The organism is uncultured Ruegeria sp., from assembly GCF_947497005.1.
In the GTDB taxonomy this organism is placed as follows: domain Bacteria; phylum Pseudomonadota; class Alphaproteobacteria; order Rhodobacterales; family Rhodobacteraceae; genus Ruegeria.
In genome coordinates this window covers 42,476-67,896 of the sequence record NZ_CANMFF010000010.1, presented here as the reverse complement: position 1 = coordinate 67,896, position 25,421 = coordinate 42,476, and the positions used below count along the sequence as shown (strand labels likewise).

Annotated in this window: 21 protein-coding genes; 10 read left to right on the top strand and 11 right to left on the bottom strand. The window is 53.4% G+C overall.

Annotation, left to right across the window (positions count from 1 at the left end):
• Positions 1–97: 97 nt before the first annotated feature.
• From Q0816_RS15125 to Q0816_RS15110, 4 genes are read left to right on the top strand one after another with little or no spacing between them, the layout of a single operon-like run.
• A complete protein-coding gene (locus Q0816_RS15125) occupies positions 98–1,159 on the top strand; it encodes an LLM class flavin-dependent oxidoreductase (RefSeq protein WP_298852020.1) in 1,062 nt (353 codons plus the stop codon).
• On the top strand, positions 1,156–1,947 hold the full coding sequence (locus Q0816_RS15120; RefSeq protein ID WP_298852019.1) for an SDR family oxidoreductase: 792 nt from the start codon (positions 1,156–1,158) through the stop codon (positions 1,945–1,947). Before Q0816_RS15125 ends, Q0816_RS15120 begins: the two co-directional genes overlap by 4 nt.
• A 3-nt stretch (positions 1,948–1,950) precedes the next feature.
• Complete coding sequence (locus Q0816_RS15115) at positions 1,951–2,754, top strand: SDR family NAD(P)-dependent oxidoreductase (RefSeq protein ID WP_298852018.1); 804 nt, start codon at positions 1,951–1,953, stop codon at positions 2,752–2,754.
• Positions 2,742–3,002, top strand: a complete 261-nt coding sequence (locus tag Q0816_RS15110; protein WP_298852017.1) for a hypothetical protein — start codon at positions 2,742–2,744, stop codon at positions 3,000–3,002. Before Q0816_RS15115 ends, Q0816_RS15110 begins: the two co-directional genes overlap by 13 nt.
• Positions 3,003–3,162: 160 nt before the next feature.
• Here Q0816_RS15110 and Q0816_RS15105 read toward each other — a convergent pair whose 3' ends face one another.
• The 3 genes from Q0816_RS15105 to Q0816_RS15095 form a co-directional block, all read right to left on the bottom strand.
• On the bottom strand, positions 3,163–4,458 hold the full coding sequence (locus Q0816_RS15105) for a glycoside hydrolase family 99-like domain-containing protein (protein ID WP_298852016.1): 1,296 nt from the start codon (positions 4,456–4,458) through the stop codon (positions 3,163–3,165).
• A 128-nt stretch (positions 4,459–4,586) separates the two neighbouring features.
• On the bottom strand, positions 4,587–5,852 hold the full coding sequence (locus Q0816_RS15100; RefSeq protein WP_298852015.1) for a glycoside hydrolase family 99-like domain-containing protein: 1,266 nt from the start codon (positions 5,850–5,852) through the stop codon (positions 4,587–4,589).
• Positions 5,852–7,048 carry a class I SAM-dependent methyltransferase gene (locus tag Q0816_RS15095; RefSeq protein WP_298852215.1) on the bottom strand — a complete coding sequence of 399 codons (1,197 nt, stop codon included), beginning with the start codon at positions 7,046–7,048 and terminating at the stop codon, positions 5,852–5,854. Before Q0816_RS15095 ends, Q0816_RS15100 begins: the two co-directional genes overlap by 1 nt.
• A gap of 610 nt (positions 7,049–7,658) precedes the next feature.
• Between Q0816_RS15095 and Q0816_RS15090 the strand changes: the two genes are divergently transcribed.
• Positions 7,659–8,513 (top strand): glycosyltransferase family 2 protein, encoded by an 855-nt coding sequence (locus Q0816_RS15090; RefSeq protein ID WP_298852014.1) that lies wholly within the window; start codon positions 7,659–7,661, stop codon positions 8,511–8,513.
• An 83-nt stretch (positions 8,514–8,596) separates the two neighbouring features.
• Here Q0816_RS15090 and rfbA read toward each other — a convergent pair whose 3' ends face one another.
• Genes rfbA through rfbC form a run of 4 tightly spaced genes read right to left on the bottom strand, consistent with a single transcriptional unit; the run spans position 8,597 to position 11,948 of the window.
• Positions 8,597–9,463 (bottom strand): glucose-1-phosphate thymidylyltransferase RfbA, encoded by an 867-nt coding sequence (gene rfbA, locus Q0816_RS15085; protein WP_298852013.1) that lies wholly within the window; start codon positions 9,461–9,463, stop codon positions 8,597–8,599.
• Positions 9,464–9,481: 18 nt separating this feature from the next.
• Positions 9,482–10,345 carry a dTDP-4-dehydrorhamnose reductase gene (rfbD, locus tag Q0816_RS15080; RefSeq protein WP_298852012.1) on the bottom strand — a complete coding sequence of 288 codons (864 nt, stop codon included), beginning with the start codon at positions 10,343–10,345 and terminating at the stop codon, positions 9,482–9,484.
• Entirely contained in the window at positions 10,342–11,382 is a 1,041-nt protein-coding gene (gene rfbB / locus Q0816_RS15075) for a dTDP-glucose 4,6-dehydratase (RefSeq protein ID WP_298852011.1), read from the bottom strand. Before rfbB ends, rfbD begins: the two co-directional genes overlap by 4 nt.
• Positions 11,382–11,948, bottom strand: a complete 567-nt coding sequence (gene rfbC / locus Q0816_RS15070) for a dTDP-4-dehydrorhamnose 3,5-epimerase (protein ID WP_298852010.1) — start codon at positions 11,946–11,948, stop codon at positions 11,382–11,384. Before rfbC ends, rfbB begins: the two co-directional genes overlap by 1 nt.
• A 1,027-nt stretch (positions 11,949–12,975) precedes the next feature.
• Between rfbC and Q0816_RS15065 the strand changes: the two genes are divergently transcribed.
• Together Q0816_RS15065 and Q0816_RS15060 are read left to right on the top strand one after the other, a co-directional pair.
• Positions 12,976–13,527: a gluconate 2-dehydrogenase subunit 3 family protein gene (locus tag Q0816_RS15065; protein WP_298852009.1), complete on the top strand. Its 552-nt coding sequence runs from the start codon at positions 12,976–12,978 to the stop codon at positions 13,525–13,527.
• 40 nt (positions 13,528–13,567) lie between these two features.
• Entirely contained in the window at positions 13,568–15,145 is a 1,578-nt protein-coding gene (locus Q0816_RS15060) for a GMC family oxidoreductase (protein ID WP_298852008.1), read from the top strand.
• Here Q0816_RS15060 and Q0816_RS15055 read toward each other — a convergent pair.
• The gene (locus Q0816_RS15055; RefSeq protein ID WP_298852007.1) at positions 15,142–15,852 is read right to left on the bottom strand and encodes a glutathione S-transferase N-terminal domain-containing protein; all 711 of its coding nucleotides are present in this window, start codon (positions 15,850–15,852) and stop codon (positions 15,142–15,144) included. The genes Q0816_RS15060 and Q0816_RS15055 overlap by 4 nt on opposite strands.
• A 276-nt stretch (positions 15,853–16,128) precedes the next feature.
• Between Q0816_RS15055 and Q0816_RS15050 the strand changes: the two genes are divergently transcribed.
• On the top strand, positions 16,129–17,649 hold the full coding sequence (locus tag Q0816_RS15050) for a basic amino acid/polyamine antiporter (protein WP_367180502.1): 1,521 nt from the start codon (positions 16,129–16,131) through the stop codon (positions 17,647–17,649).
• A gap of 31 nt (positions 17,650–17,680) precedes the next feature.
• Here the strand turns inward: Q0816_RS15050 and Q0816_RS15045 are convergent, their stop codons facing one another.
• The 3 genes from Q0816_RS15045 to Q0816_RS15035 form a co-directional block, all read right to left on the bottom strand.
• The gene (locus tag Q0816_RS15045) at positions 17,681–19,039 is read right to left on the bottom strand and encodes an amino acid permease (RefSeq protein WP_298852006.1); all 1,359 of its coding nucleotides are present in this window, start codon (positions 19,037–19,039) and stop codon (positions 17,681–17,683) included.
• Positions 19,040–19,116: 77 nt separating this feature from the next.
• Positions 19,117–21,468 carry an Orn/Lys/Arg decarboxylase N-terminal domain-containing protein gene (locus Q0816_RS15040; protein WP_298852005.1) on the bottom strand — a complete coding sequence of 784 codons (2,352 nt, stop codon included), beginning with the start codon at positions 21,466–21,468 and terminating at the stop codon, positions 19,117–19,119.
• 400 nt (positions 21,469–21,868) lie between these two features.
• Positions 21,869–22,765: a LysR family transcriptional regulator gene (locus tag Q0816_RS15035; protein ID WP_298852003.1), complete on the bottom strand. Its 897-nt coding sequence runs from the start codon at positions 22,763–22,765 to the stop codon at positions 21,869–21,871.
• Between the two features lie 90 nt (positions 22,766–22,855).
• Between Q0816_RS15035 and Q0816_RS15030 the strand changes: the two genes are divergently transcribed.
• Both Q0816_RS15030 and Q0816_RS15025 read left to right on the top strand, forming a co-directional pair.
• Positions 22,856–23,692 (top strand): TauD/TfdA family dioxygenase, encoded by an 837-nt coding sequence (locus Q0816_RS15030; protein WP_298852002.1) that lies wholly within the window; start codon positions 22,856–22,858, stop codon positions 23,690–23,692.
• Positions 23,693–23,701: 9 nt separating this feature from the next.
• On the top strand, positions 23,702–25,333 hold the full coding sequence (locus tag Q0816_RS15025; RefSeq protein ID WP_298852000.1) for an arylsulfatase: 1,632 nt from the start codon (positions 23,702–23,704) through the stop codon (positions 25,331–25,333).
• Positions 25,334–25,421 lie beyond the last annotated feature (88 nt).

The window sequence follows — 25,421 nt, the reverse complement described above, 5'->3', positions numbered from 1 at the left end:
GAATTTCTTAGGCACCTCCCAAGGAGCCACCATTTGGCCCCCACCCCACCTTGGTGGAAACTTCACAAACAGACGCATTGCGCACGGAGGATCGTCGATGGAGTTTTCACTTTTCAATCTGATGACAAAACCGGTGGATGGCTCTGGCCACTCTGAGGTTTTCCAGCAGATGCGAACCATGACGCGCATGGTGGATCAGGCCGGTTTCGACATCGCGTGGTTCGCAGAGCACCACTTGTCGAACTACTGCATTTCACCGTCACCCCTGATGAGCTGCGCGCATATGGCCGGTCAGACGAGACACATCAAGTTGGGACCGGCGGTTGTGGTTATGCCTTTTTATGAACCGCTTCGGCTGGTCGAGGATATTTGCTTAGCAGATCAACTGACCGAAGGTCGCCTGGTATTGGGGCTGGGCACGGGTTATCAACCGCGTGAGTTCAAGAAATTCGGCTTTGAAATCAATGACCGCCTCATGCGAGGCCTCGAAATATGGGACTGTATAGAACAGGGCGTCTATGGCGGCGTGATCGACTATCAGGGCGATCACATTCAGATCGAAAACGCTGCGCTGTCAATCGCGCCGGTTCAGGATCGGATCCGAACCTTTGCTGTCGGAAACGCGCCTGAGATGCGCCAGAAAATGATAGATTATGGGGCTGAGACCCTGACCACTCCGGCCATCGGACCAAATTCGATCATTGGAACAGCGCGCAGATTGTACAAGGAAACGCGTGATGAAAACGGCCAGAGCGGAGATGACTTTCCATTCGCAGTTCAACGTTATGTATATGTTTCGCAAGACAAAGCGGATGCCCGCGCCGCTGCCGAGCAGGTTCTGATTCACGCGCGTATGGCCTGCAATATGCGTCAGCCGGATCCCAAGATGGACGGTGCGAATCTGAAGATCGTGCCTTTTGACAACGAACCTGACATCGACACGATCCTCGGACGCGCCATTATCGGCGATGCTGAGGAAGTAACGCAACGCATTGTTGCAGAGGCCCGTGAGTTTGGTATCACGCATCTGAGCGTTTTCATGCAGATTGCATCGATCCCGTTTGCAAACACGCTGCGTTCGCTCGAGATGTTTTGTGATCAGGTCATGCCTGCCGTCAAAGCGACGTTGAACAAAGACAACAAGGCGCTTGCGTCATGAGTGCTCCGAATTTCTCATTGGAAGGCAAGGTCATATTGATCACGGGTGCCGCGCAAGGGTTAGGCGCCGCGATGGCGCAGGCCTGTGCAGCACAAGGCGGGCGGATACGACTACAGGATTTGAACGCAGATGGAGTGGAGGAGGTTGCCGAAGCATTGCGCGCTGAAGGATACGATGCCGAATCCTCTGCCTTCGATCTGACCGACTTCGCCGCGTGCGAAGCCTGGGTCAAAAAAACTGCGGAAAATGCCGGATCTCTCTGGGGTTTGATCAACAATGCTGGCTTCATCAATCACGCCCATACCACCGAACACTCGGTGGATGACTACAAGGCCATGTACGATCTACATGTGTTTGCGCCATTCGTTCTGGCGCGCGAAACAGCGCGTGTCATGCTTCGGAACCCTGGTCCGCAACGGGGCAGGATTCTGTCAGTCTCATCCATCGCAGCAACGAACCCGCGTCCGGGGATCGGCAATTACGCATCGTCCAAGGCGGCAATTGCAGGGCTGACCCGGGCACTGGCAGCCGATTTCGGCAAAGATGGCATTTGCACTAACGCCATCGCGCCGGGCTATGTACTGACTGAGATTAATCGCAAGATTTTGAGTGATGAGAGTTTTGTACGACGAATTGAAAACCGCACACCCGCCGCCCGTTGGGCTGAGCCAGAAGAAATCGCAGGACCTGCTGCATTCCTGATGTCCGAGGCGGCGTCGTACATCAACGGTCAATTATTGGCGGTCGACGGCGGTATGAACGCCTTTCTGCAAGCCAATGAGGCCTGACCGATGAAACGACTGAAGAACCGGATCGCGTTAGTGACCGGCGCCGGGACAATGAATGGCGGGCTAGGCAACGGCAAAGCCACAGCCATACGACTGGCGCAGGAGGGCGCAACAATCTGTGCGCTGGACATCCACATGGAAGCGGCAGAGCAAACCTGTCAGCAGGTCAGGACCCACGGTGGAACCGCGCTGGCCGTTGCTGCCGACGTCACCAATGAGGACCAAATGGCTTCAGCGATCGAGGCCTGTCTGAACGCGTTCGGCAGGATCGACATCCTGCAAAACAATGTTGGAATTCTGCGCGCAGGTGGCGCCTTGGACACCAGCGTGTCCGACTGGGATTTGATGACACAAGTTAACATGAAGGCGGTGTTTCTGCCGACCAAACATGTGCTTCCGCATCTTATCGAACAGGGCGGCGGGGTCGTTACAAATGTCTCGTCCATCGCGGGCCTGCGCTATCTGGGGACGCCATATATCGGCTATAATGCCACAAAGGGCTCGATCATTTCATTTACCCGCAATCTTGCGGCCGAGGTCGCACCGCATGGTATCCGTGCGAACGCAATCCTTCCGGGTTTCATCGACACTCCGATGGCGCGCAATATCACCGAACAGAACACGGATGATCCCGATACGATAGACTGGGACACTCTGGACCAGCAACGGGCAGCCCGCATTCCGCTTGGTCGCGTTGGCACGCCCTGGGATGTTGCAAATGCCGCCGTCTTTCTGGCCAGTGACGAAGCCTCTTATATTACCGGCACTGAAATAACGGTGGACGGCGGCGTTTCATGTCGCGTCTGAGAACTGGCCGCGCCGAACGGCTGCGAAGTCGCTCTGCCGCCCCTCCTCGTCTTGAACCCGTCCCGCGCCGCCTCAATCACATCGAAGTCGGGGCCGTCAAAGCGATTGAGCGCATCCATGACGCATTCCGCGCCAAATCGGAGGTTTTAGGGATCGAGTTTCGTGATCCGTTGGCACTTTATCACTGGCGCAAAGCCAAGGCAGGCAATCCAACCACACAGATGAGCCAGATCCTTTTTTCGCTGTGACCGCTATCTGACCCAAATCCCCGACGACGGACTGCGAACACCAATCGCCAGTTTCGATGCTGTGTTTCAACCTTTAAGGAAGAAGTTCAGACAGTATTCTCAAGGATAGGAAGACGCAGAAATTGACCCCACTACCCTCAAGCCCAGGAAGAGAGAGACGTCATGTATTGCTCGTACTTTCCGGCTTCTTGGGCAGGGCGTCATATGTTGCCTGAAGATAGGCAAACCCATATCTCCGGTCGGGCTCCAAATGTGTCCCCTCCGCCCACTCGTTCCATGCGTTTATAAAAACGATTTTTTCGTCAGCACTGTATTTTTCCTGCGCCAGAACCTGACTGCACAAATGTGTCGTCCACCGCTTGTAGGCGTCGATTGAAAACCGACCCATAATCCGAGGCGCATCCTGATTGCGGGCGGTATTATCCCAGGACAAAGTGGAGGAACGAAACAGCTTATACCCCGGTTCTGGCTTTTGAAGCTCTGCCTCCACCACCGCTTCATAATCCAGAACGGCACCTGTGAACTCTGGATTGTAAATATCCATTTCATCTGTGATATCGGTGCGCTTTACCTGGTGCGGTGGGAACTCCATAGCTGCGTCGAAGCCCAGATTCTCCGGGTCGCCGATATCAAAGGTTTGGGCGGCTATCAGGTAGAGATCCGTCTCTCCCCAACTCTGTGCCTCTTTTCTCCATGCTGCGGTGGTTTCCTGGATATTCGGAATGATGTTCGCACGGTAGACAATAAAAACCGGTTTCCCGTCTATCCGGATGTAGCGCGGATCATCCATATATTTGCGTATATGGCGCAGAAGGTTCAGGGAATCCTCGATCGAATGGTTTTGCGCGATAAGTACATCGTGAGCCCGCCCGTCCCAGCGACGCGTCCAGTTCTCATTTGCCCATATCAGGCAAAAAGGCATGTCAACATCCGGATTGGTCAGCATTTGCTCCAGCGGGTGTTCCATCAGGGTTTTTCCGCCAAACCAATAGTAGTAATAGGAAAAACCGCCCAACCCATAAGATTTCGCGATCCGCGCCTGCTCGACCATGATCTCTGGCAACCGCAAATCGTAGTAACCCAGATGAATTGGGCAATGAGGTTGGTAATGGCCCGGATAATTTGGAACGGCCTTTCCGACATTGGTCCACTCGGTGAAGCCTTTGCCCCACCACTCATCATTTTCTTTGAATGGATGGAACTGGGGTAGGTAATGCGCGATTGCCCGCACAGCAGGTTCAGTATTCACAGGCGGGTCGAATGGTGTGAACGTTTCGGCCCGACCAACGGCTTCAAAACTCTGACGGTTTGATTGCCCTTGCTTATTCCATCCCCGCTTGGGGTCTCTTTTTTTCGCCGAATTTCGAAACCGCCTTGCCGTGCGTGACGACAAGGGCGGGCTAAGTTTCGAAGCCGCGGTAAGCAGATAGAAAAGCAGGGTATCTTTGATGGACATGCAGTTTCTCGTACTAAGGCGCGTCACGCTGACTGTGAAAAAGAAAACCTTTTTTGCGACACGTAGCACCAATCAAAGTCGCATGAAAATATCTTTGAAGTTCATGCAACCCAACCCCACGTGGTTTTCTATTTTGGGCGAGCCTCCGAAAGCCATTGCTTCAACAATCGACCGCTGACCGTATCGCGCAATAGACGGAAAGCACGTTTGGCCAAGGACTTATTGGCACCATATGGAACAGGCTGCGCCGTGCCATGGGTTTCTTCACTGCGGCGTGACGCTTCGGGCACGCCCACATGCGTCCAGTCGGTCAGTTTTGAACCCTGTAGAGCCGCTTGAGTCGCATGCAGGAACGCGTGACCATACTCTCGGTCCGGTTCCAGATGACATCCTTCGGCCCACTCATTCCATGCGTTTACAAAAACCAGACGTTCCTGATCAGGGAAATCCTGAGCGGTTTGCTGCAATGACCGCGAGAGCCAATATTCGTAGTTTTCCGGAGTTCCGTTCAACACAACCATAGCATTTTCCTTCCGTCGGGCAGTATTGTCCCAAGACGGAAAAACGGATCGATGAACATTGTTTTCCGGCCCGTAGCTATGATCCAGATACTGTTCTGCGATGGCGGAATAATCGACGCAATGCCCTTGGAAATCATCTAACAAATCCACCTCTGGTGAGAGGTTCGGCACGTTGATTCCATGGGGTGGGAACTCCACGCCGGAATCGAACCCGTATGAAGCGTAGTCCCAGTTTCGGTGCGTAAGAGCGCAGGCCAGGTGAATTTTTGGAATCCCAACGGACGCGCAATAGTCACGCCAGACCTTTACGGTTTTGCGCGAGTTCTTCAGGTGCTGTGGGCGATATACGATCAGAAACGGAGCGCCATCTACTGTTATGTAGCGCGGATCGCGGAAGAATGGTTCGACCGATTTGATGAATTCCAGATCATCTTCGGGTTTGTACTTCTGCTCGATGAGAATCTCGTGTTCAGCCGCATCCCAGCGACGAGTCCAGTTCTCATTTGCCCAGCACAGACAAAACGGCATATCGCTTTCTGGATCCGCCAGCATTTCGTCAACGGGCCGCTCAAGCAATCGCTTCCCCGAAAACCAATAATAGTGATAGCAGAATCCATCAATTCCGCTGGCCTTGGCAATTTCGATCTGCTCAAGCCGCGTTTCGCGAACCCGCAGGTCGTAATATCCAAAATCCGTCGGGAAATGAGGTTGATAATGTCCGGTGAAAAGCGCCTTGGCTTTTGCGACATTCGTCCACTCGGTAAACCCTTTTCCCCACCAGTCATCGTTTTCCGGGATCGGGTGGAACTGAGGTAAGTAGAAGGCAATCGTCCTAATATTGCCAAATTCACGATTGGCGATGTCAGTGGACATTACTTCTTCAACCCCAACAGGCGCGCTAGGGATTTTTTTTTCTTCTTAGCCAATGGACCGGGATCAATCCGCGAACCAGAACCCGATGCCACCGGGCCGATAGTAGATTGCAGATCAATTTCCTCGGACAGTGGCAACCCTGCCATCATGTTTGTCCAATGTTGTCTGGTTTCTTCATCGGGTTGTTCGACAGGTTGGCCCATCAGGTAAAGGTCGTTTACCGCGCGTTCTTTGGGGACAGATCTGCTCACGACCTGGAACACATGAGAGTATCGGTTGCGCTGTAACGCGGACTGAACATCCTGAGGCAAACGGCTCCAACGGTGACAAAACTCTGTCATCTCTGGGGAACGAACCACAAACTCAGCTTGTTCAATGCTCATACCTTGCGAGGAAAGCAGGTGCTGAACGTTTTTAATACCGAAAAACCGGACATGGGTCCGATCCAGCAGGCCCCAGTCACGATATTCGAAATCTTCGTCGACAAGACAGCCGGCAATGGCAGCATGGCCAACATGTGGCAGCGAAAGAATTACCGATCCATTGTCGTTCAAAAGCGACTTCATGCCGGACAGAACGCTCCACGGGTCGTAGACATGCTCCAGAACGTCCGCCGCAATTACGTAGTCAAAAACACCGTCCTTTTCGCGAACGATGTCGCTCCATGCGGCATCATTGAGATCCATCGGATACACAGAACGCGCAAAAGGCTTCAGTTTCTCGATTGCTGAAGGATCGATCTCAAGCGCAACGACATCGCATTCCAGGGTACCGGAAAGATGGCGCGTGATCGAACCCGGTCCAGCTCCGATCTCAAGAACCTTGGACCCAGGCTTAACCATACGCAGCACCCGTGCGGGTGCCACATCGCTGTTCATATCAATGTCGTATTCGTAGGTATGTCTATCGCTCACTGTAATGCTTCCGTGATGCTTATTTTCGTGCTTCAATTTGGCTGCTATATAGTTTGGCTTTGTTCTGCAATCCCCAATACAAACCGGTCCGCAGGGCTTCGGATAGCATTCCTGGATGTCGCGAAGAACCATGGGTACTGTTGCACAAAACTCCATTGGCAGCAATGGCCCGTCCCCTAAGGTCATGGAAACAGGAGATGTTCCACAACTTGTATCAAAACGATATCTTTCTGCAAGATGCTGATCCGTTGTCGATGCACCAGACAGGATCAAAAAAGGCATCCCTTTCAAGATGTGCCTCGCAGTTACCTATGGCTGTATCGCAGTGAGTCGCAATATACGATGTAACTTCAATATCTTATCATCGCCATGGAATACTGCTCTTGGTGATCGCGATGACTTGCAGTTGCGCAACTGGTACTGAGTGACACCCGACCCTTGCGTCGGCAGCTATTTGCTGAACAACTGACTTATGCAGGCGCAAACACTCTGGCAGACGGCTTGCACCAGGATACAGAGATCAATTTGGGGCAGACGTTGATCCTTCCTGGTTTCAGCCTGCCGATAGGCGGCAATCTGCCAATTCACTTTAATTGTTCGGCTACAGAAGTTCGGAAAACCACGGGAAAGTACATCGTATTTCTCAAGTGCAAAAGCACGTTACTCGTTCAGATTCGGTTGCTGTTCTGTCGCCGTGACTCATTACCGCAAAAATCATGGCTAACTTAACATCAGCAATTTCAGACAATTCACGGACCCAGCGGTCTGAGTAGACACAAACACAGAGTGCGCTCAGCCGCCCAAAACTGTTCCAACTGAGCTGGGGGTTGACCCCAACTTTGATTGAGACGAAGAAACAACGAGGATTTTTCCATAAAGGCGGCAGGCGGGTTTGTCACAGATTACGATCATAAGCGTTTGTTACAACAGCAGCGAAATCCTGCCGGAGATGCTGAATTCGATCCCCGAAGATGTACCCATAGTTTTGGTCGATAATGGGTCGGGTGATATTGAAATGGTTCGACAAATGGCCGAAGCACATGGCGCGACTCTGGTCGAAAGCCCGGAAAACATTGGGTTCGGCCGCGCGTGCAACCTTGGTGCCGTCGAAGCAACTACGGATTTGCTTTTGTTTCTGAATCCGGACTCTCACTTGCTGCCCGGCGCGTTGGATGCTCTGAAAAAAGGGGCCGACAACCATCCTGATGCGTCAGCGTTCAACCCTGCCATTCTGGACAAGAAAGGGGAACCTCGTTTTAGACGATACAGCGTGATCCTTCCTGGTAGTAAGGCTTTACCTAGGAAATCCGCAGATTCCGACTTTGAATTACCTGTTCTCGTTGGAGCCGCAATGCTGATCCGCCGCGAAGCATTTGAAGCAGTCGGCGGGTTTGACCCCAAAATCTTTCTGTATCACGAAGATGATGATCTGAGCTTGCGGCTGAAAGCTGTTTGCGGCCCCTTGTACTATATTCATGATGCTCAGATGCGTCATGCCAGAGGCAAATCTTCTCCTGGCAGTTCAGCCATTGCCGGCCTGAAAGGATGGTATATGGGACAATCGAGAGTTTATGTCGCTCGCAAGCACGAAGTTCCGTTTGCCCTTGGTCGCGCTTTGTCATCAGCGCTACTGCAGATGGTATCTCCGGTTGTGCTGTTTTCGGCAAGAAAACGCGCCAAGCAATGGTCCTTCCTGCGCGGTGTTTGGCAAGGTCGGGGTGTCCGTCCAACTCCGTTCAGGTCCTGATGGAACTGGATGAAGAAATTTTCAGTCCGGGCTAATTCTAAAAGAAAATCGCCTCTGCGGGCTACGTAGAGGCGGTACTCCCGCTAGCTCAACAACCCTTTCAGATAAGCGCCATACGTGGACTTAGCGAACAGGCGCGCGCGCTTCTCAAGCGCCTCGTTGTCAATCCAGCCGTTTGCCCAGGCAATTTCGTCCAGGCTTCCGGTCTGCATACCTTGCCGTTCCGTGATAGTCCGCACGAAGTTTCCTGCATCCAGCAATGACCCGTGTGTTCCGGTATCAAGCCACGCAAAACCGCGCCCCATGGTCTGCACATCCAGCAAATCTTCGTCCAAATACATCTCCAACAGCGACGTGATTTCCAGTTCACCACGTTCCGACGGTTTGACCTCATGCGCGCGAGCCGGCGCATCTCCATCCAGGAAATAAAGACCGGTCACCGCATAATTCGAGGGCGGAACCTTGGGTTTTTCGACGATCGCACGGGCTTTTTTACCCGCAAAGTCCACAACGCCATAGCGTTCAGGGTCCGCGACGCGATATGCGAATACCGTACCGCCGCGTTCCAGATGATCCGCCTCGAGCAGCAGTTCCGGAAGACCATGCCCAAAGAAAATATTATCACCCAGAATCAACGCAGATGGCGCACCGTCCAGAAAATCCTCGGCCAGCGTATAAGCCTGTGCCAGACCATCAGGGGAAGGCTGCACGATCCATGTCAGTGACAACCCGTATTGGCTTCCGTCACCCAAAAGGCGCTGAAACTGCTCTTGATCCTGAGGCGTGGTGATGATCGCGATCTCGCGGATCTGCGACAACATTAGAACACTCAGAGGATAAAAGATCATCGGCTTGTCATAGATCGGCAGCAATTGCTTCGAAATCGCCATGGTAATCGGGTAAAGCCGGGTTCCCGATCCACCGGCAAGAATAATGCCTTTCCGCTGCATAATCTTTCCTTTCAAGGTTCAGCTGATCGCTGACTTCAACTCGCTTAATATTGCGGCCAGACCAGCTTTCCAGTCTGGCCTTTGGATTTCGAACACGTCTTTCAACCGCGAGCAGTCCAAACGTGAATTCAGCGGCCTGGGCGCCGGGGTTGGGTACGCTTCGGTTGGAATATCTTCGATCTGGACAGGCAAGCCGGATTGCGAAACAATCTCACGGGCGAAATCCGCCCAGCTGACATTGGGTGCACCGGAATAGTGGAACACGCCACCCTCTACCTCGGATCCGGTTTTGGCCATTTTAAGCAGCGTGTCGGCGATGTCGGCTGCAGGTGTTGGTCCGCCGATCTGATCTGCGACAATTGTCAGCCTGTCGCGGGTCTCAGCCAGCCTGAGAATGGTTTTTACAAAGTTCTTTCCGTGGGCCGAGAACACCCAGCTTGTGCGCAATATAGCGTAACTTCCACCGGCCTCTGCAATCTGGCGTTCGCCGTTCAGTTTCGTCTGACCATAAGCGCCCAGCGGCCCGGTCGGGTTTTTGGTTCTCCACGGGGTCGTACCAGAGCCGTCAAATACATAGTCCGTCGAGATATGTAGAAAAGGCAGACCTCGTTCTGCGGCGGCGCGGGCCATTGCACCGGGAGAATCTCCGTTGATCCGCTGCGCCAGATCTCTTTCTTCTTCGGCCTGGTCTACAGCTGTATAGGCCGCAGCGTTGATGATCACCTCGGCGTCGGTTTTCCCGATGACCGCCGCACATTGCGACGGATCAGACAAATCCGCTAGGGAACGATCCAATGCCTCAACCGTGACGCCTTGCGCTTGTGCACGACGCCGCAGCTCGGTGGCCACCTGACCGTTGTGGCCGAATACCAGCGCCTTCATTTGGCTGTACCCAGACGCTCACCTACACCGCTGCGGACCTTCAGTGCGTTCAACCAAGCGCTGTTGTCCAGATACCATTGAACCGTCTGTTCCAGCCCGGTTTCGGGCGTGTATGAAGGACGCCAGTTCAGTTCCGTGCGAATTCGGTTAGGGTCAATGGCATAGCGTTGATCGTGGCCCGGGCGATCAGTGACGAACGTGATCTGATCCCCATATGGCGTATCGCCCGGCTTCAGGCGATCCAAGATTGCACACAGCATTCGGACAAGATCAAGATTGGTCATCTCATTCTCGCCACCAATATTATAGCTGCGCCCCAACTCACCTTTTTCGAGCACCAACAGCAGCGCTTCGGCATGGTCTTCGACATGCAGCCAGTCGCGAATATTGTCGCCTTTCCCGTATATCGGGATCGGCTTTCCGGACAAGGCGCCGAGGATGACCACAGGGATCAGTTTTTCCGGGAACTGGTACGGGCCGTAATTGTTGGAGCAATTGGTGAGAACCACCGGCAGGCCGTAGGTTTCCCGCCAGGCTCGCACGAGATGATCTGATCCCGCTTTCGAGGCCGAATACGGTGAATTGGGCTGATATGGGCTGTCTTCGGTGAAAAACCCGGTTTCGCCCAGGGATCCAAAGACTTCATCCGTCGATATATGGTGAAAACGGAAACTCTCGGGACGACCCGCCTCCACCCAATAGGCGCGCGTAGCTTCCAGCAATACGTAGGTACCGGTCACGTTGGTGTCGATGAACGCTGCAGGACCATCGATCGAACGGTCAACATGGCTTTCGGCGGCCAGATGCATGATCGCGTCCGGCTGATGCGTGTTCAGGATGGACGACATCGCCGCCGCATCGCGGATATCTGCCTGCACAAAAACGTACCCTGGTGCGTCCGCGACTGCGGCGACATTGTCCAGACAGGCGGCGTAGGTCAGAGCATCGACGTTGACGACCGAATGCCCGTCAGCAATCGCGCGACGGATAACGGCAGAGCCGATAAAGCCCGCCCCGCCCGTAACCAGAATCTTCATTACGTATCCTCAAAAGCGAAAGGGGTTTCAATGTCGCGCAGACGCGGTGCGATCTGATCTTTCTCGGAAAGCTGGGGGTCCGAATTGCTCTGCGGCCATTCAATTCCAATATCGGGATCATCCCAACGTACAGCGCCCTCAGTTTCTGGCGCGTAGGTGTCAGAACACTTGTAGACGATCTCGGTCTCTGGCTCCAATGTCACAAATCCATGCGCGAAACCCACAGGGACCAGCAGCATCCGCCCATTCTCAAAACTCAGTTCTTCACCAACCCATTGGCCAAAAGTGGGCGAACCTTTGCGGATATCGACCGCGACATCGAACAGTCGCCCGCGACCGCAACGCACCAGTTTAGCCTGCGCCCTGGGAGGAGACTGAAAATGCAGGCCGCGCACTGTGTTGACCGTGCTTGAAAGAGAATGATTGTCTTGAACAAATTGCGTTTCAATACCTTCAGCAGCGAAGCTGTCGGCATTGTAGGTTTCCTCGAAGAACCCTCGATGATCGCCAAAACGCCTCGGGGTAATCAACTTCACTTCCGGAATGGAAAGCGCCAATATTTCCATTGTTACTAATTTTCATCTCTGTGTTCATGTCTCGGCATGCTATGTCACATTTGTTCCGCTGTCGCCAAGGCCTATGTTAACTCTTCAGCAATTTGGGCGGTTTGTCGGTCCTCAAGGCTCGGGCGAAATTTGCTGACTAATGGTGAGATTGGTGGACTCCACTGCAATCGTTGGACCATTGGTGCATAAGAAGGCAGCAGTTGAAAAGATGCCGGTAGCCACCAAAACGACAATGGTCCGGTCTCAAGACAAGTCACCGCGACTTGGGATGGCTCTGGATTGCAGAGCCAGCAACATTTCTAAATGGCTATAGAAGTTAGCCCGCGGCATCCCGCTCAAGCAGAACCAATCCCGGCTTCACCTGACATAAACCTTGGGGGTTTTGCCACGTTGCGGGCGTCAAATTGGACTTCATCGGCAATGGTCGGATCATATGCGGATGGAAACCTCTGAGCCTCACGGTGAGACTTGAACCGGCCGACAAATTTCTCTCACTTTCGGGTCGGTCAGTGCGAGACCCTGATCGTCTTGTTTAGACCCTTGTCGGCTCGATGGCCTGCGCCCGAACTGAAGCTCGACTTGCAGTCCAGTCTTGCCGCTTACGTTTGTGACAGGTCTTTGGGTTGGCAGGCACAAATACGGTGCATTAGATGATTGATGCAATCTTAATTGCCAGCCCCGCCTGAGAGCATAGAAATGCCAAGAGTGTCGGAAGCAGAAAAACAGCTCAATCACAACAGGATACTGGATGCAGCCGTGCAATTGCTCTGCGATCGCGACGTCGAGTGGTGAGACCAGTGGCAGGTCTGGGCCGCAACTTCGCGAGCTTCGAAAAAACTCGGTGCTCCTTCGCGAACGTCGAGGACGAATTTCCCGTAAACCGACGTCACTCTTGCTCCGTACCCAACACCGGTAAGGCAAAGGGGGATTTTGGACGCTCCACGAATGTTGCTGAATCAGTCAATTTGACAAAAGAATATAGCTGCGAAGATACTGTTTGCGTACCAAATTGTCGGAGGCAGGTCGAATGATGCGCCGTAGACGCTTTGTGACTCGCATGATTTCGGCTCCGTTCTGGACAAGCATTTTTGCGCGCGGCCTGTCTGAAAAAGCGGAGGCAAAGACCGTCGAACAAACCAGTTACAAACGGCTTACACACAGTGATGCGGACGTTCTTGCGGCCTGGTGCGACGTCATAGTTTCCGGTGCCCGCCCTGCTGGGGTCGCGAATTTCATCGACCAGAGCCTGTCAGGAGATCCGGCTTCATCCTTGCTGCTTTTGAGATATCTGAAAGCAAGTGATATGGCTGATTTTTACCGGAAAGGTATCATTGGGATCGAAACGGAAAGCCACCACCGTTTTGGTGTGCCCTTTCTACAGCTGGCACAGCACCAGCAAAAGGAAATGATTGAGGCGGCGGTGGCGTCAAATATGCAGGTCTGGCACGATCCGGATCCGAACTTCTTCTACTTCATCTCACGCAGCGATGCAGTAGATGTGGTCTATGGCACCGAAGCAGGGTTTGCGGATCTGGGGATACCTTACCTGGCCCACATTCCACCACCCAAGCCCTGGTAGTGCGAAGCAGGCAAAACCCCTGTCCGCACTGAGAGGTCGAATGACGAAAATTTCACACGAGAAAGTTGAAGTTGTCATTGCTGGCTCCGGCATCGCAGGCAGCACAATGGCGGCCGAGTTGGGTGAAGCCGGGTTCAGCGTGGTGGTTTTGGAAGCCGGGCCGGAACGAAAGCTTTCAGAAATGATCAGTTCGCAGATCTGGTCTCGTCGACTTCGGTGGGCCGGGCCTGAAGTTCAGGAAACCGGCGATCTTGTCGGAGCCGCAAATTTCGCAATGGGATGGGGCACCGGTGGGGCCGGCCTTCATTGGTACGCCAACTGGTATCGGCTGCATCCAGATGACTTTCACGTCCGCTCCAAATACGGTCGCAGCTTGGACTGGCCCATCAGCTATGATGACCTTCGGCCCTGGTATGATCACGCGCAGGCCTATTTTGGTGTCTCTGGGGATTATGATCCCAACGCCCCGACGGGTGCACCTTATCCGATGCCCGCTATTCCCATATCCGATCAATCCGCGGCCATAAAAAAGGGATTCGACGCCGAGGGGTTGACGCTTTCTTTGAATACGCTCGCGGTTAACAGCATTTCCTACGATGGGAGAGCAGGATGCCTTCTGGACGGTTGGTGTGATGCCGGTTGCCCGATCGGGGCGTTGGCAAACCCTTTGGTGTTGCAATGGCCGCGGGCACAAAAAGCCGGTGTTGAGCTGCGCCACAACGCCTATGTTGCACGTTTCGAGACAGACCCTTCAGGATCAAGGGCAACCGGTGTGGTTTACATTGATGAGAACGGAAATGAGAACGTTCAACCTGCCGATATCGTGATATCTGCGTGCCACACAATTTGGAACGCCCGACTGCTGTTGTTGTCATCCACTGATAAGCACCCGGACGGATTAGGCAACCGCAGTGGAACACTGGGGCAATATTTCACCTCTCACGCCCTAACGACGATCCACGGGTTGTTCGAACGGGAAACTGAACCGCATACAGGGGTGACCGGAGCAAATACACTGTGCCTTGAGGATTATGACAACAAACTGCCCGCAAAAGATGCATTCGGGAGCCGGGCGTGGCTTGTGGGGCAAGCGGCAAAACCAAATGATCTGTTGGGAACAGCGCTGGCGAAACCCGAGTTATTCGGAGACGCATTGGATGACTATCTTCGCAAAGCGAGTTCTCACTACGGTAACATGACCGTACTGTGTGAAGAGGATAGCATAGCGGAAAACCGCATAGTTCTCGATCACTCAAAAAATGATCGCTTTGGGTTACCGCAAGCGCATGTAACAAACTCGCTTCCGCAAGCCAATGTCGTCAGGTCGGAAATGGCGAAATCCGAAGGCCTGCGCATTTTCAAGGCCGCCGGAACCAGCGAGGCTTGGGCCGGTCCCAGAAACCCCATGCACATGATAGGTGGCACCATAATGGGGAACGATCCCTCCAGCTCGGTGACAAATTCCTTTGGCCAACTCCACGAGGTCAAAAACGTGTTCATCGCAGGCGCGAGCTTGTTTCCCACCCCCGGTGCGATCAATCCGACTGCAACACTGGCCGCCCTTGTATTCCGCACGGCGGATCATATTCGTACCAACCGCTCTTCATTGCTGCCCTAAAGCATGCAACGTGGCGGTTGTGCCCGCCCCATTCCGTCAAAAGCATCCAGCAACGCCTCGAACCATCTGTGTAATGCGCTGCCTTCCGACCAGAATGGTGTGTGGCTTACAACCCGAACCCATTGGAACGTGCCAAACAAGATATAGTCAGCATAATCCGGTGTGCCGCCTCCCAGAAACGAAACCTCGACCAGAGTATCCTCAAGCGGGCCAAGCGCCTGTACCACAGCCTGGCGCGCAGCTTCGGGATCAGCGCCGATCTCTTCCACGCTCTGCTCGAATTTGCGCTGCGTTCTCTCTTCGTAGAAGGCTTTGTCACAGCCCGCCGTAAGGGGAAACTGCTCTGCAATAACGGCACGAAAGATCAAAGGATGCAGCGCGTTGTCTGCCCATCTATTGACAAACAGCGCCTTGGCCTTTCCCGCAACGCCATCAAAAAGCGGATAATCCGGATACGACTCTTCGAGATAGGATGCAATTTGCCAACTGTCGCGAACCCATTTTCCACCATCCACCAATACGGGCGCTGTGACGCCGCCAGAGCGTGCTATTCGCTGCTTTTCGGTTACGTGCCATGGCTCTGAGACAAACTTCAGTCTCTTATGTGCCAGCGCCATGCGGCTGCGCCAGCAATACGGGCTCAGATGGGTCTGAGGGTTTTCTCCGATGACTTCAAAAAGTCTACGCTTTTGCTCGCGTGTTTTCATGTTGAACCGGATTTTGTGCTCCGGTTCAGGCTACCATATGAATTGGGTCGGAGTCGTCATGTTAACATTCGACTGAATGTTCGTGTTAGAGTTTGGACGTAGGTGATGTTGATGAATTCATCGCTGTTCGCACCAGAATTATGCTCATCTAACGGTATTGGTCATTCCCGGGGTCAGTAACTACGATCACGATAGAACGGCAAGACAAGTTCAAACCTAGATTACCCAACACGATCCAATTGGGATTACCAAGTCGTCGCGGAAGAGTAGAGAACCATGTCAAACACAAAGCACTCCGACAATTCCAAGTCTTCAAACGCGGTTTCATCAACGCCTCCGGAGGTCAAGAAACTTGGCCTATTTGCAGTGACCTTGCTGGTGGTCAGCGCGATGTTCGGGGGAGGTGTTTTTAATATTCCCCAGAACATGGCCGCCTCGGCGGGGCTCGGGGCAATTCTGATCGCCTGGGTCGTATCGGGGCTGGGAATTTTCTTTCTTGCCAGAAGTTTCCAGGTTCTGGCGGATGTTCGGCCCGAGATGACTTCAGGCATTTACATGTACTCTCGAGCCGGTTTCGGAAGGTTGGTCGGTTTCCTGATTGCCTGGGGATATTGGCTGTCGGTCGTGTTTGGCAACGTGGGCTATGCTGTCTTGCTCATGGATGCCCTGAACTATTTCTTTCCACCGTATTTTCAGGGCGGCAATACCTGGCAGGCCATTCTTGCAGCCTCTGTAATCATCTGGGGAATGTGTTTTCTGGTCATGCGCGGCACCAGTGGCGCAGCACTATTGAACAACATAGGGACGATCGCGAAGTTCGTCCCCCTTGTATTGTTCCTTTTGGTTGTTGGGTATTTTTCCATTGGGAAAGGTCTGTTCACCACAGACTTCTGGGGAAATGTCGCAAGCAGTCAAACTCAGGACAAACCCCTTGGCAGCATTCTTGATCAGGTCAAAAGCACGATGCTCGTCACATTATGGATGTATATCGGGATCGAAAGTGCGGTTGTCATGTCTGACAAAGCCGATGCAGCTACCGTAAGCCGGGCAACTTTGCTTGGTTTTCTCGTCGCGACGGGCCTGTTTGTTTTGGTCTCGATCCTGCCCTTTGGCGTGCAATCTCAGGGCGAATTGTCCCAACTGGCACCGCCATCAACCGCCGCGATCCTGGGTGACCTTGTTGGGTTGTGGGGGGAAGTGTTTATCAATTTAGGCGTCATAATAGCATTGCTCAGTTCTTGGCTGGTCTGGACATTGCTCGTTGCCCAGCTGCCCTGGGCCTGCGCAAAAGACGGCACTTTTCCAAAGCTTTTCGCGAAAACCAATCAGGCAGGCATCCCATCGATTTCCTTGTGGATCTCTACATTCATCATGCAAGCTGCGATGGTACTGGTGTATTTCTCGGACAACGCGTGGAACGTGATGTTGTCAATCACCGGAATTGTGGTCCTGCCAGCTTACATTGGCTCGGCGGCATTCCTGTGGAAGTTGATGTGGACCGGAAAATATCCAGACACCGCAAGAATTGGAAAAACTTCAGCCTTAATTGTCAGCGTACTGGCGACGCTTTATGGATTTTGGCTCGTATTTGCGGCCGGTGTACAGTTTATGCTTGCCGGTGCGATCATCTATACGATTGGAGTTCCCGTCTTTGTATGGGCCCGCCGTGAAGGCGCTCACGATAAACCTGCATTTAACAAGGTCGAGCTACTAGTTACAGCCTTGTTGGTGATCCTTGCCGCCGTGGCGATCTGGATGCTGTTTGATGGGCGCTTGCCACAAGTTTACAACGTCTGAGCCAATTTTCGTTCGATCGCAAATTGCGGCCTTAGTTTCTGTTTGTCCACTTTGTTCGGATTAGGACATAAACCGGCAATCCGGTAAGCAGCAGTAACAGGCCCCACATGGCCGCCTCGGCTCCGGCGCCGAAAATTGTGACCATCGAGAACAGAAACGCGATCGCTGCCACCGGCAGATATGTTTTTGGGTCCAGGTATCCCTGACGTTTACCCAAAACCAACAAAATGATCGCTTCAGCGAAACAGCAGAATACGTAAGGCACCATATCGGCAACCGTCGACAGGCGGACTACAAACTCATAGATGCTGATCAGGGCCTTGGACCCTGACGATTGCAGCGTGAGCGTTGCCGCAGCCAGTGTAACCGAAATGATAATTCCCTTGGCCGGGACGCTTCGTTTGTTCAACTCGGCAAATACAGGCGGTAACAAACCGTGACGCGCAGCGGCCAATGGCACCATCCCCATAACCATGGTCCACCCGTTGAGAGCCGCAAGCGAAGATAGTACCGCAGCCGCAGCGACGACATAACTGGCCCAGCTTCCCCACATAAGACCTGCGGCGTCAGAAAACGGCGCGCTGGAGTGCTCCAAGGCAGATCGGCCCATAACACCCATCACCGAAAGAGTTCCAAAAGTATAGAGCGCAGCGGCTATCAATGTTCCTGCAATAGTAGCGATTGCGATGGTTTTTTGCGGGTTCACAACGTCTCCAGCAGGGACCGTAGCGGATTCGACGCCGGAAAAAGCGAACATTATGAACGGTGCTGTCGCAGCCAAGGCCAGGAAAAACGACATAGGCGTTGGGTTAATCGGCGTAAACTGTTCCCAATCAATCCAGAACAATCCCAGGAAAGACACGGCCATGAACGGAATCAGTTTCAAGCCAACCACTATCAGCTGAAACCGCCCAGCCTCTTTTGTACCCGCAAGATTGAGACAGCCCACACCGATGATCAACCCAAGCGAAACAATGGCCTTCATGCCGGGTGATCCCTTGAGCGCGGGAATGAACACCTGAAGATAGTCCGTCGCTGCAATGGCGATGGCTGGCAGCGCCGCCCAGATCGATATCCAATACCCCCAGGCTACAAGAAACCCGGCAAAATCTCCAAATCCCAGCCGGGCATATGCGTAAGGTCCACCGGTTTCAGGCGCGATCCGGCTAAGCCGGGCGAAAACCAGACCCAAACACAATGCGCCAATGGACATCACGATCCATCCGATCACAGCCACTGATCCGTAAGGCGCCAGGGCGGCAGGCGCCAAAAAGAAGCCCGATCCCACGACGTTACCTACAACCAGCGCCGTACAGGTCCAGACCCCAAGCGACTTGGCACTGGCTGGCACTTCGGAAATCTTGTCCGCAGGGTTGTTTCCCGTGGTCACGGAACCTCCGTGTTAATAAAAGACACCCGGTGGAGTCTCTGGAAAAAGAAACTCAAGTTCAAACAGATTCCAGGCGATTATTCTTTGACGACATAAGTGTAATAGCGGATCGCGCCGTCCACATCTTCGCGATAGACACCCTGAACTTCGTTCTCGAAGCCGGGGAATAGGTTCTCCGTTTCTTCAAACAACATGAAGTAGTCGATTTGTGGCTGCGCACGATCATCATAGCGTTCGCCTGGAACTATGACACCGATACCTGGCGGGTAAACCAGCGCCAGAGTCGCCGCGACCCTACCTTTGACTTCGGACATCGGCACATAGTCAGCTTGATTGGCGATAAATGCGCTGTGTGCGTCATGGGGGCTCATCGCCAGTTCAGGGAAATGCGCGCGCTGGAACTGCTTTTTCTGCAGGGCCTTGGCATCGCGCTTTTTGTAGAGATCGTGCAGATCCTGAGCGAGCTCCTGAATACGCATACCAGAGTATCGTTCAGGATAATCACGGATCAGATCAGGCAAAACCTGTTCAACCATCGCATTCGTGTCGAACAACCGCTTGAAGCTGACAAATTCGGCCAACAATGTGCCCGCCTTGCTGCGTTCAAGACCGGGTGTCAGCAGAAAGAGGATAGAATTGAAATCCGTCTTTTCCGGAACAATGCCACGGCTTCGCAGGAAGGCACCTAAGATCGCGGCGGGAATGCCCCAGTCCTGATAATCGCCTGTCTTCCTGCCTACACCGGGTGTCAGAAACAACATCTTTGTCGGATCTACCATGGCGTAGCCATCCACAATCCGAGTGTAGCCATGCCAATCGGCCCCTTCGCGGAACCACCAGCATTGCTGCTCATTGACCAGCACGTCGGTTGGAAGTTCTTCCCAAGTGGCATCCGTCATGTTCTCACAATGGTCGGAGTTTTTGATGGTGACTTTGTCCGGAACAAACGGATCGAAGAACCAGTTTTTCTTCAGATCTGCCTCATCTTCTTTGAATCCCCGGGCAATCTCTCGGGTTTTCTTGCGAATATCGATACCGAGCCGCAGCGCCTCATCCCATAAAAACGTGCCGTTTTTGCCCTTCATCATCTGGGCCCCGACATCGAGCGACGCGTACATCGGATAAAATGGCGATGTAGACGTGTGCATCATGAATATTTCGTTGATCCGCTTGTGATTAACGCGTCGATCCAGTCCCTTGAGGTGGTTGTCCTTTACATGGAATTGCGAGGCTTGCGACATTCCCGCCAGTTGTTTGTGTGTCGACTGCACTGCGAACACTCCGGCATCATCGCTGCCCAGATTTTCCAGCCCCATGGCATATCGGTTTTGATAAATCGGGTGAAACCGCATGAACCCACCCCAGGCCTCGTCAAAGAGAAGGTAGTCGCACAAATGCCCCAGCTTTTCCCGGATCGTTTCAACCTGATAAATAGTGCCGTCATAAGTGCAGTTTTCAAGCAATGCGACCCGAAATGGCCTGTCCTTCTTCCAGGCATTCGGGTCAGTCACCAGCGGGTTGTCCCGGATCTGTTGTCGCAGCTTGTCTTCGTCTAACGCGTCAAATTCAATCGGGCCCACCATGCCATACGAGTTTCGATCATCGGGCAGATAGATCGGTATGCCGCCATTCAGCATCAAAGCTGAATGGTGATGAGACTTGTGGTTGTTGCGATCAAACAGAACCAGATCACCCGGTGCCACCAGAGAGCCGTTGACCATTTTATTCGACGTCGAACTTCCATTCAGAACAAAGTATGTGCGGTCCGCTCCGAAAATTTCCGCCGCTTGCTGCTCGGCCTTCAGGAACGGACCGGTCGGCCCGAAAATATCCCCTAAGTCCGGCACAAAATTGAAATCCGCCCGCCAGAAATTCTCGCCAAGATAGTCGAATAGAACACGGCCAATTGGGCTTTTTTCGTAGAAAATACCGCCATTGTGACCAGGGGCGAGCCACATCTGATTGCCCGCCTCAACATAATCGATCATGCCACCAAAGAATGGGGTTTTGAGGCCTTCCACGTATTCACGGTAAGCTCTGAGGGCATATCTCGCGATAAATTCCGGCGTATCCTCTTGCGGGAATATCGTGCCCCGAATTTGCTCCAGAATACGGTCCGTCAAGTCTGAAATTCGATGTCGTTCAGTCACCAGAAATACAGGAGATTCCAACCCGCGATGGCGTATGGAATCCAAAATTTCCTCTGTGTTCAAACCTTGGTCGCCACTATCCCAGCCAATCAAAAAACATGCAATTGACGCGTCATTCTGAATTTGAAACTTGGCCTGTTCCGTAGATTGTGCGGTCAGCACCTCATAGCCGCGGTCACGCACGGCGCGAACTATTGCCCGCAACAGCCGTCCCGTAACTGTTTCATCTTCTGCCTCACTATGAACAAGAAATAACTGAAAAAGCCTATTGTATTCCATGACTTGGCTCCTGAATCTCGGAGTGTCATCCATGGTATAATATCAAGTTTTCACAATTGGATGACTTTAGGGGCGCAACTTTGAGCGTCCATTTCTGGTAACGTTGCCTGTAAACCAAATAACTTACAACAAATTCTGACGATGTGTCGATGGAGCCCCCCAGGTTTCCCGTCCGATGACCTTGCCATGTGTGACGCGCTTGGCGATCCCCGGGTTCCTATTCAAGACCGAGGCGACGGCTGTGGAATGACTCAGTAAAACTTGCCGATAAGGACCGACCCTCCGATGGCCGATATGTCCGCACATGTAAGGTCGCCCGGATCGGAAAGCGTGGTCGCGGCGGATGTCCGGAAAGCGGGCTGCAACCGCAGCGGCGCAGGTGGGATCCGCGATCCAAAACTCAGACCGACGACCTGCAAATCTCAAAAAATTTGTCAATCAACATTGAACCAATGGAATGGCGGGAACTGGCAATCACCACCTTGAAGTGGCCTATTTTCTCATTGAGCGGGCGAATGACAACGGGATCACCTTCGACGGTTATGTCCCGCATGGGAGGGAAGCCGACAAGTGTGTACCCCAATCCCTTGCCCACATAAGCCTGGACCAGTTCCCACGAATGAGACTGGAACGGTACTTCGGGTTGAATGCCCGCAGCTTGCAACAGCTGCAGATAGCTGGGCCCCGGACCAGCAGGTGATACCGCCACGTAAGGATGATCCGTCAGGTCTGACAGGGATATTGTGCGACGATCTGCGAGCGCATGGTCCGCGGACAAAAGCACTTGGGGCGGAAGCTCAGCGATTACATCATATTTGTGGCGTGTTGGATCGAACCCCTGATCAAAAACGATTAGCGCGTCAACCTTCCCGGTATCCAGTGCCTCGATCAGCGCAGGGTATTCGCCCTCCATGACTTCGATGCGGACATCCGGATGGCATTCCCGAAATGTGAGAACTGCGGGAAGAACAATTCTTTGGGCAAGCGCATAGTGCGTGCCAATACGAATGGCCCCCGCAAGTCCGGCACAGAGATCCACCGCGAGCCTGTCGAGCGCACCGGCCTTCGCCAAAACGGCATCGGCCTCGGCAGTGAATATCTCGCCAGCACGGGTCAGCCGCATACCCTGAGCGGGAAAACGGTTGAACAATTTTAGCCCTGTGGTGTTCTCGAGCTTATCGAGCGCCGAGGCGATTGCCGCCGCCGAAACATTCAAATGTCGGGCGGCCTGAGCAATGCCGCCCTGACGCGCCGTTTCTGACAGGTATGCCAGCTGACGAAGTGTGTATCTGACCATCAATAAAATCTCTTTTTAGTGAAGCATAAATCAGTTTTTTCGATGCTTCGAGACCCTTTAACCTGAACGAGAACAGTTGAGGAATCCGACATGGAAATTTTACCACTGACAGGCAGTTTGGGCGCTGAAATCTTTGATGCGGATATACGGCAGGAAGAAGATTTTGATGAAATTCAGGCCGCTTTTTCGAAATACTCGGTGATTGTGCTGAGGGGGCAAAACGTTGGACCGAAAGACCATCTGGCATTTGCCCGCCGCTTTGGGCCGATCAACGTCAACCGGTTCTTCAAGCCAGTTGATGAGTATCCCGAAATCGCCACAGTTCTCAAGGAAAGCGATCAGAAAGAGGCCGTCGGAGAGGGATGGCACACGGACCACTCCTATGACGCAGAGCCAGCCATGGGGTCAATTCTACATGCGATCGAAATGCCGCCCTTTGGAGGCGACACGCTGTTTGTATCGATGGGGGCAGCTTACGAGGCTCTGTCCGCGCCAATGCGAGAGTTTCTCGACGGGCTGACAGCAATCCATTCGTCACGCCATGTATTTGGTGCTGCCGTAATGGATAGCGAAGCGGTCAAAAGCGGCCGCTTGGGCAATGCGGAAGCCGCAACTCAGGACACCCGACATCCTGTTGTCATTACGCACCCCTTCAGCGGGCGGCGCGGTCTGTTTGTGAACCCCGTGTTCACCACAAAAATCGAAGAGTTGGACAGCCAGGAATCCGAGGCCATCCTGACGATGCTTTACGCACATTGCCAGCAGCCTGAATTCCAATGCCGAGTGCGCTGGAAGGTCGGCGATATCACCATGTGGGACAACCGTGCGACGTGGCACAAGGCCATCAATGATTACCACGGCTTTCGCCGGTTGATGCATCGTGTCACCGTCGAGGGGGGTCCGCTCTCACATAATATTACTGCTTGAGGATCCGTGATGCCCACAACTTCCGAGCCTGACCAAAAGCAGCGGCCCAATGTCATCCTCATTCTCGCTGATGATATGGGATTTGCGGATCTCGGTGTTACGGGGTCAGAAATCCGTACCCCAAACATCGACGCTCTGGCACAGGATGGGGTGATGCTCTCGGCGATGTACAACTGTGCCCGATGCTGCCCGACACGTGCCTCACTGCTGACCGGGCTTTATCCGCACAATGCCGGCGTTGGTCATATGGGCGCCGATTTGGGCACGCCCGCCTATCAAGGCTTCCTGCGCAATGACAGCGCGACCATTGCCGAGCATCTTAGGGCCAACGGGTACGCGACGTTGATGTCCGGCAAGTGGCATGTGGCCGGCGATTTCGAGGCCCGTAACGTCGACAGTTGGCGCGTTGGCGATGTCGAGCACCCGACTCCGCGCCAACGTGGCTTTGACCGGTTCTACGGGATCATGGACGGCGCAACTCATTTCTTTTCGCCCCACTATATACTTGAGGATGACAGTAGGGTCGAAACCATCCCGGACGATTTCTATTTCACCGACGCCATCACCCAAAAGGCAATTGGGATGATTGAGGGCGCGGTCACCGAAGAAAAGCCGTTCTTTCTTTACCTAGCCCACACCGCACCTCACTGGCCCCTCCATGCCCTTCCCGAAGACATTGCCCGTTACGATGGCGTCTATTCCAAGGGCTGGGATTATGTCCGAACTGCGCGCCATGAAGAGATGAACGGTCAGGGCGTTTTTCAACACGTGTGGGATATCTCTCCACGCGACGGATCGGTTCATGCGTGGACAGATGAGAAGAACCAAGATTGGGAAACCAGCAAGATGGCCACCTATGCTGCTATGGTCGACCGTATGGATCAATCTATCGGCGCGCTGATCACATCTTTGAAACGGCTTGGTCAGTTCGACAACACGTTGATCATGTTCCTGTCCGACAATGGCGGCTGCGCTGAATTCATGGCCGAAGATGGTTGGGCGCAATTTTATCCCGACCACACTCATGACGGCCGAAAAATCACCATGGGCAATGTCGCAGACCTGCGGCCAGGCGATGCACAGACCTTTCAGAGCTACGACAAGCCTTGGGCCAATGTGTCCAACGCTCCGTTCCGGCTGTTTAAACACTATGTTCATGAGGGTGGCATCTCTACGCCGCTGGTCGCGCATTGGCCAAAGGGCTTCGAGCCGCGCAGCATCGCGCATGCTCCGTGTCACGTGGTCGATATCCTTCCCACTATCCTTAAGGCAACTGGCGCGACCTATCAGACCGAAGTGGGAGGGCATGAAATTCAACCACTCCAGGGAGAATCCTTGCTTGATCTGTTTCGTGGAAGGGAATGGCGACGCGAACAGCCCATCTTTTGGGAGCATGAAGGAAACGCAGCAATTCGTTTGGGTCAATTCAAGCTGGTCCGTCTGCATGATCTGGCGTGGGAGTTGTACGACATTGAGGCCGATCGCACTGAGCTGACAAACCTTGCAGGTCGAAATCCTGCGTTGGAAAACAATCTGATCCGCCAGTACGAGTCTTGGGCAGAAAGCGTGGGCGTTCTGGATTGGAACAAGGCGCTTCCAAAGCTACTTAGGGCATGGAATATTGAAGCGGCCGACGGTTAAAGCTAAGGCAGCACAACCTTCGAGTCGTTTGCGTACAAGCTTGCGTTGTTGGTTCAACAACCGCTTGTGGAAAGCTGCATTGCGATTT

Excerpts from the sequence above, each read along its gene's own strand:
- Q0816_RS15110 (WP_298852017.1), top strand. The coding sequence starts at position 2,742 with ATGTCGCGTCTGAGAACTGGCCGCGCCGAACGGCTGCGAAGTCGCTCT.
- Q0816_RS15035 (WP_298852003.1), bottom strand. The coding sequence starts at position 22,765 with ATGGTCAGATACACACTTCGTCAGCTGGCATACCTGTCAGAAACGGCG.
- Q0816_RS15040 (WP_298852005.1), bottom strand. The coding sequence starts at position 21,468 with ATGGAATACAATAGGCTTTTTCAGTTATTTCTTGTTCATAGTGAGGCA.
- Q0816_RS15060 (WP_298852008.1), top strand. The coding sequence starts at position 13,568 with ATGACGAAAATTTCACACGAGAAAGTTGAAGTTGTCATTGCTGGCTCC.
- rfbC (WP_298852010.1), bottom strand. The coding sequence starts at position 11,948 with ATGGAAATATTGGCGCTTTCCATTCCGGAAGTGAAGTTGATTACCCCG.
- Q0816_RS15065 (WP_298852009.1), top strand. The coding sequence starts at position 12,976 with ATGATGCGCCGTAGACGCTTTGTGACTCGCATGATTTCGGCTCCGTTC.
- Q0816_RS15030 (WP_298852002.1), top strand. The coding sequence starts at position 22,856 with ATGGAAATTTTACCACTGACAGGCAGTTTGGGCGCTGAAATCTTTGAT.
- rfbB (WP_298852011.1), bottom strand. The coding sequence starts at position 11,382 with ATGAAGATTCTGGTTACGGGCGGGGCGGGCTTTATCGGCTCTGCCGTT.
- Q0816_RS15050 (WP_367180502.1), top strand. The coding sequence starts at position 16,129 with ATGTCAAACACAAAGCACTCCGACAATTCCAAGTCTTCAAACGCGGTT.
- Q0816_RS15055 (WP_298852007.1), bottom strand. The coding sequence starts at position 15,852 with ATGAAAACACGCGAGCAAAAGCGTAGACTTTTTGAAGTCATCGGAGAA.
- Q0816_RS15115 (WP_298852018.1), top strand. The coding sequence starts at position 1,951 with ATGAAACGACTGAAGAACCGGATCGCGTTAGTGACCGGCGCCGGGACA.
- Q0816_RS15125 (WP_298852020.1), top strand. The coding sequence starts at position 98 with ATGGAGTTTTCACTTTTCAATCTGATGACAAAACCGGTGGATGGCTCT.
- Q0816_RS15095 (WP_298852215.1), bottom strand. The coding sequence starts at position 7,048 with ATGCCTTTTTTGATCCTGTCTGGTGCATCGACAACGGATCAGCATCTT.
- Q0816_RS15025 (WP_298852000.1), top strand. The coding sequence starts at position 23,702 with ATGCCCACAACTTCCGAGCCTGACCAAAAGCAGCGGCCCAATGTCATC.
- Q0816_RS15105 (WP_298852016.1), bottom strand. The coding sequence starts at position 4,458 with ATGTCCATCAAAGATACCCTGCTTTTCTATCTGCTTACCGCGGCTTCG.
- Q0816_RS15120 (WP_298852019.1), top strand. The coding sequence starts at position 1,156 with ATGAGTGCTCCGAATTTCTCATTGGAAGGCAAGGTCATATTGATCACG.
- rfbD (WP_298852012.1), bottom strand. The coding sequence starts at position 10,345 with ATGAAGGCGCTGGTATTCGGCCACAACGGTCAGGTGGCCACCGAGCTG.
- Q0816_RS15100 (WP_298852015.1), bottom strand. The coding sequence starts at position 5,852 with ATGTCCACTGACATCGCCAATCGTGAATTTGGCAATATTAGGACGATT.
- rfbA (WP_298852013.1), bottom strand. The coding sequence starts at position 9,463 with ATGCAGCGGAAAGGCATTATTCTTGCCGGTGGATCGGGAACCCGGCTT.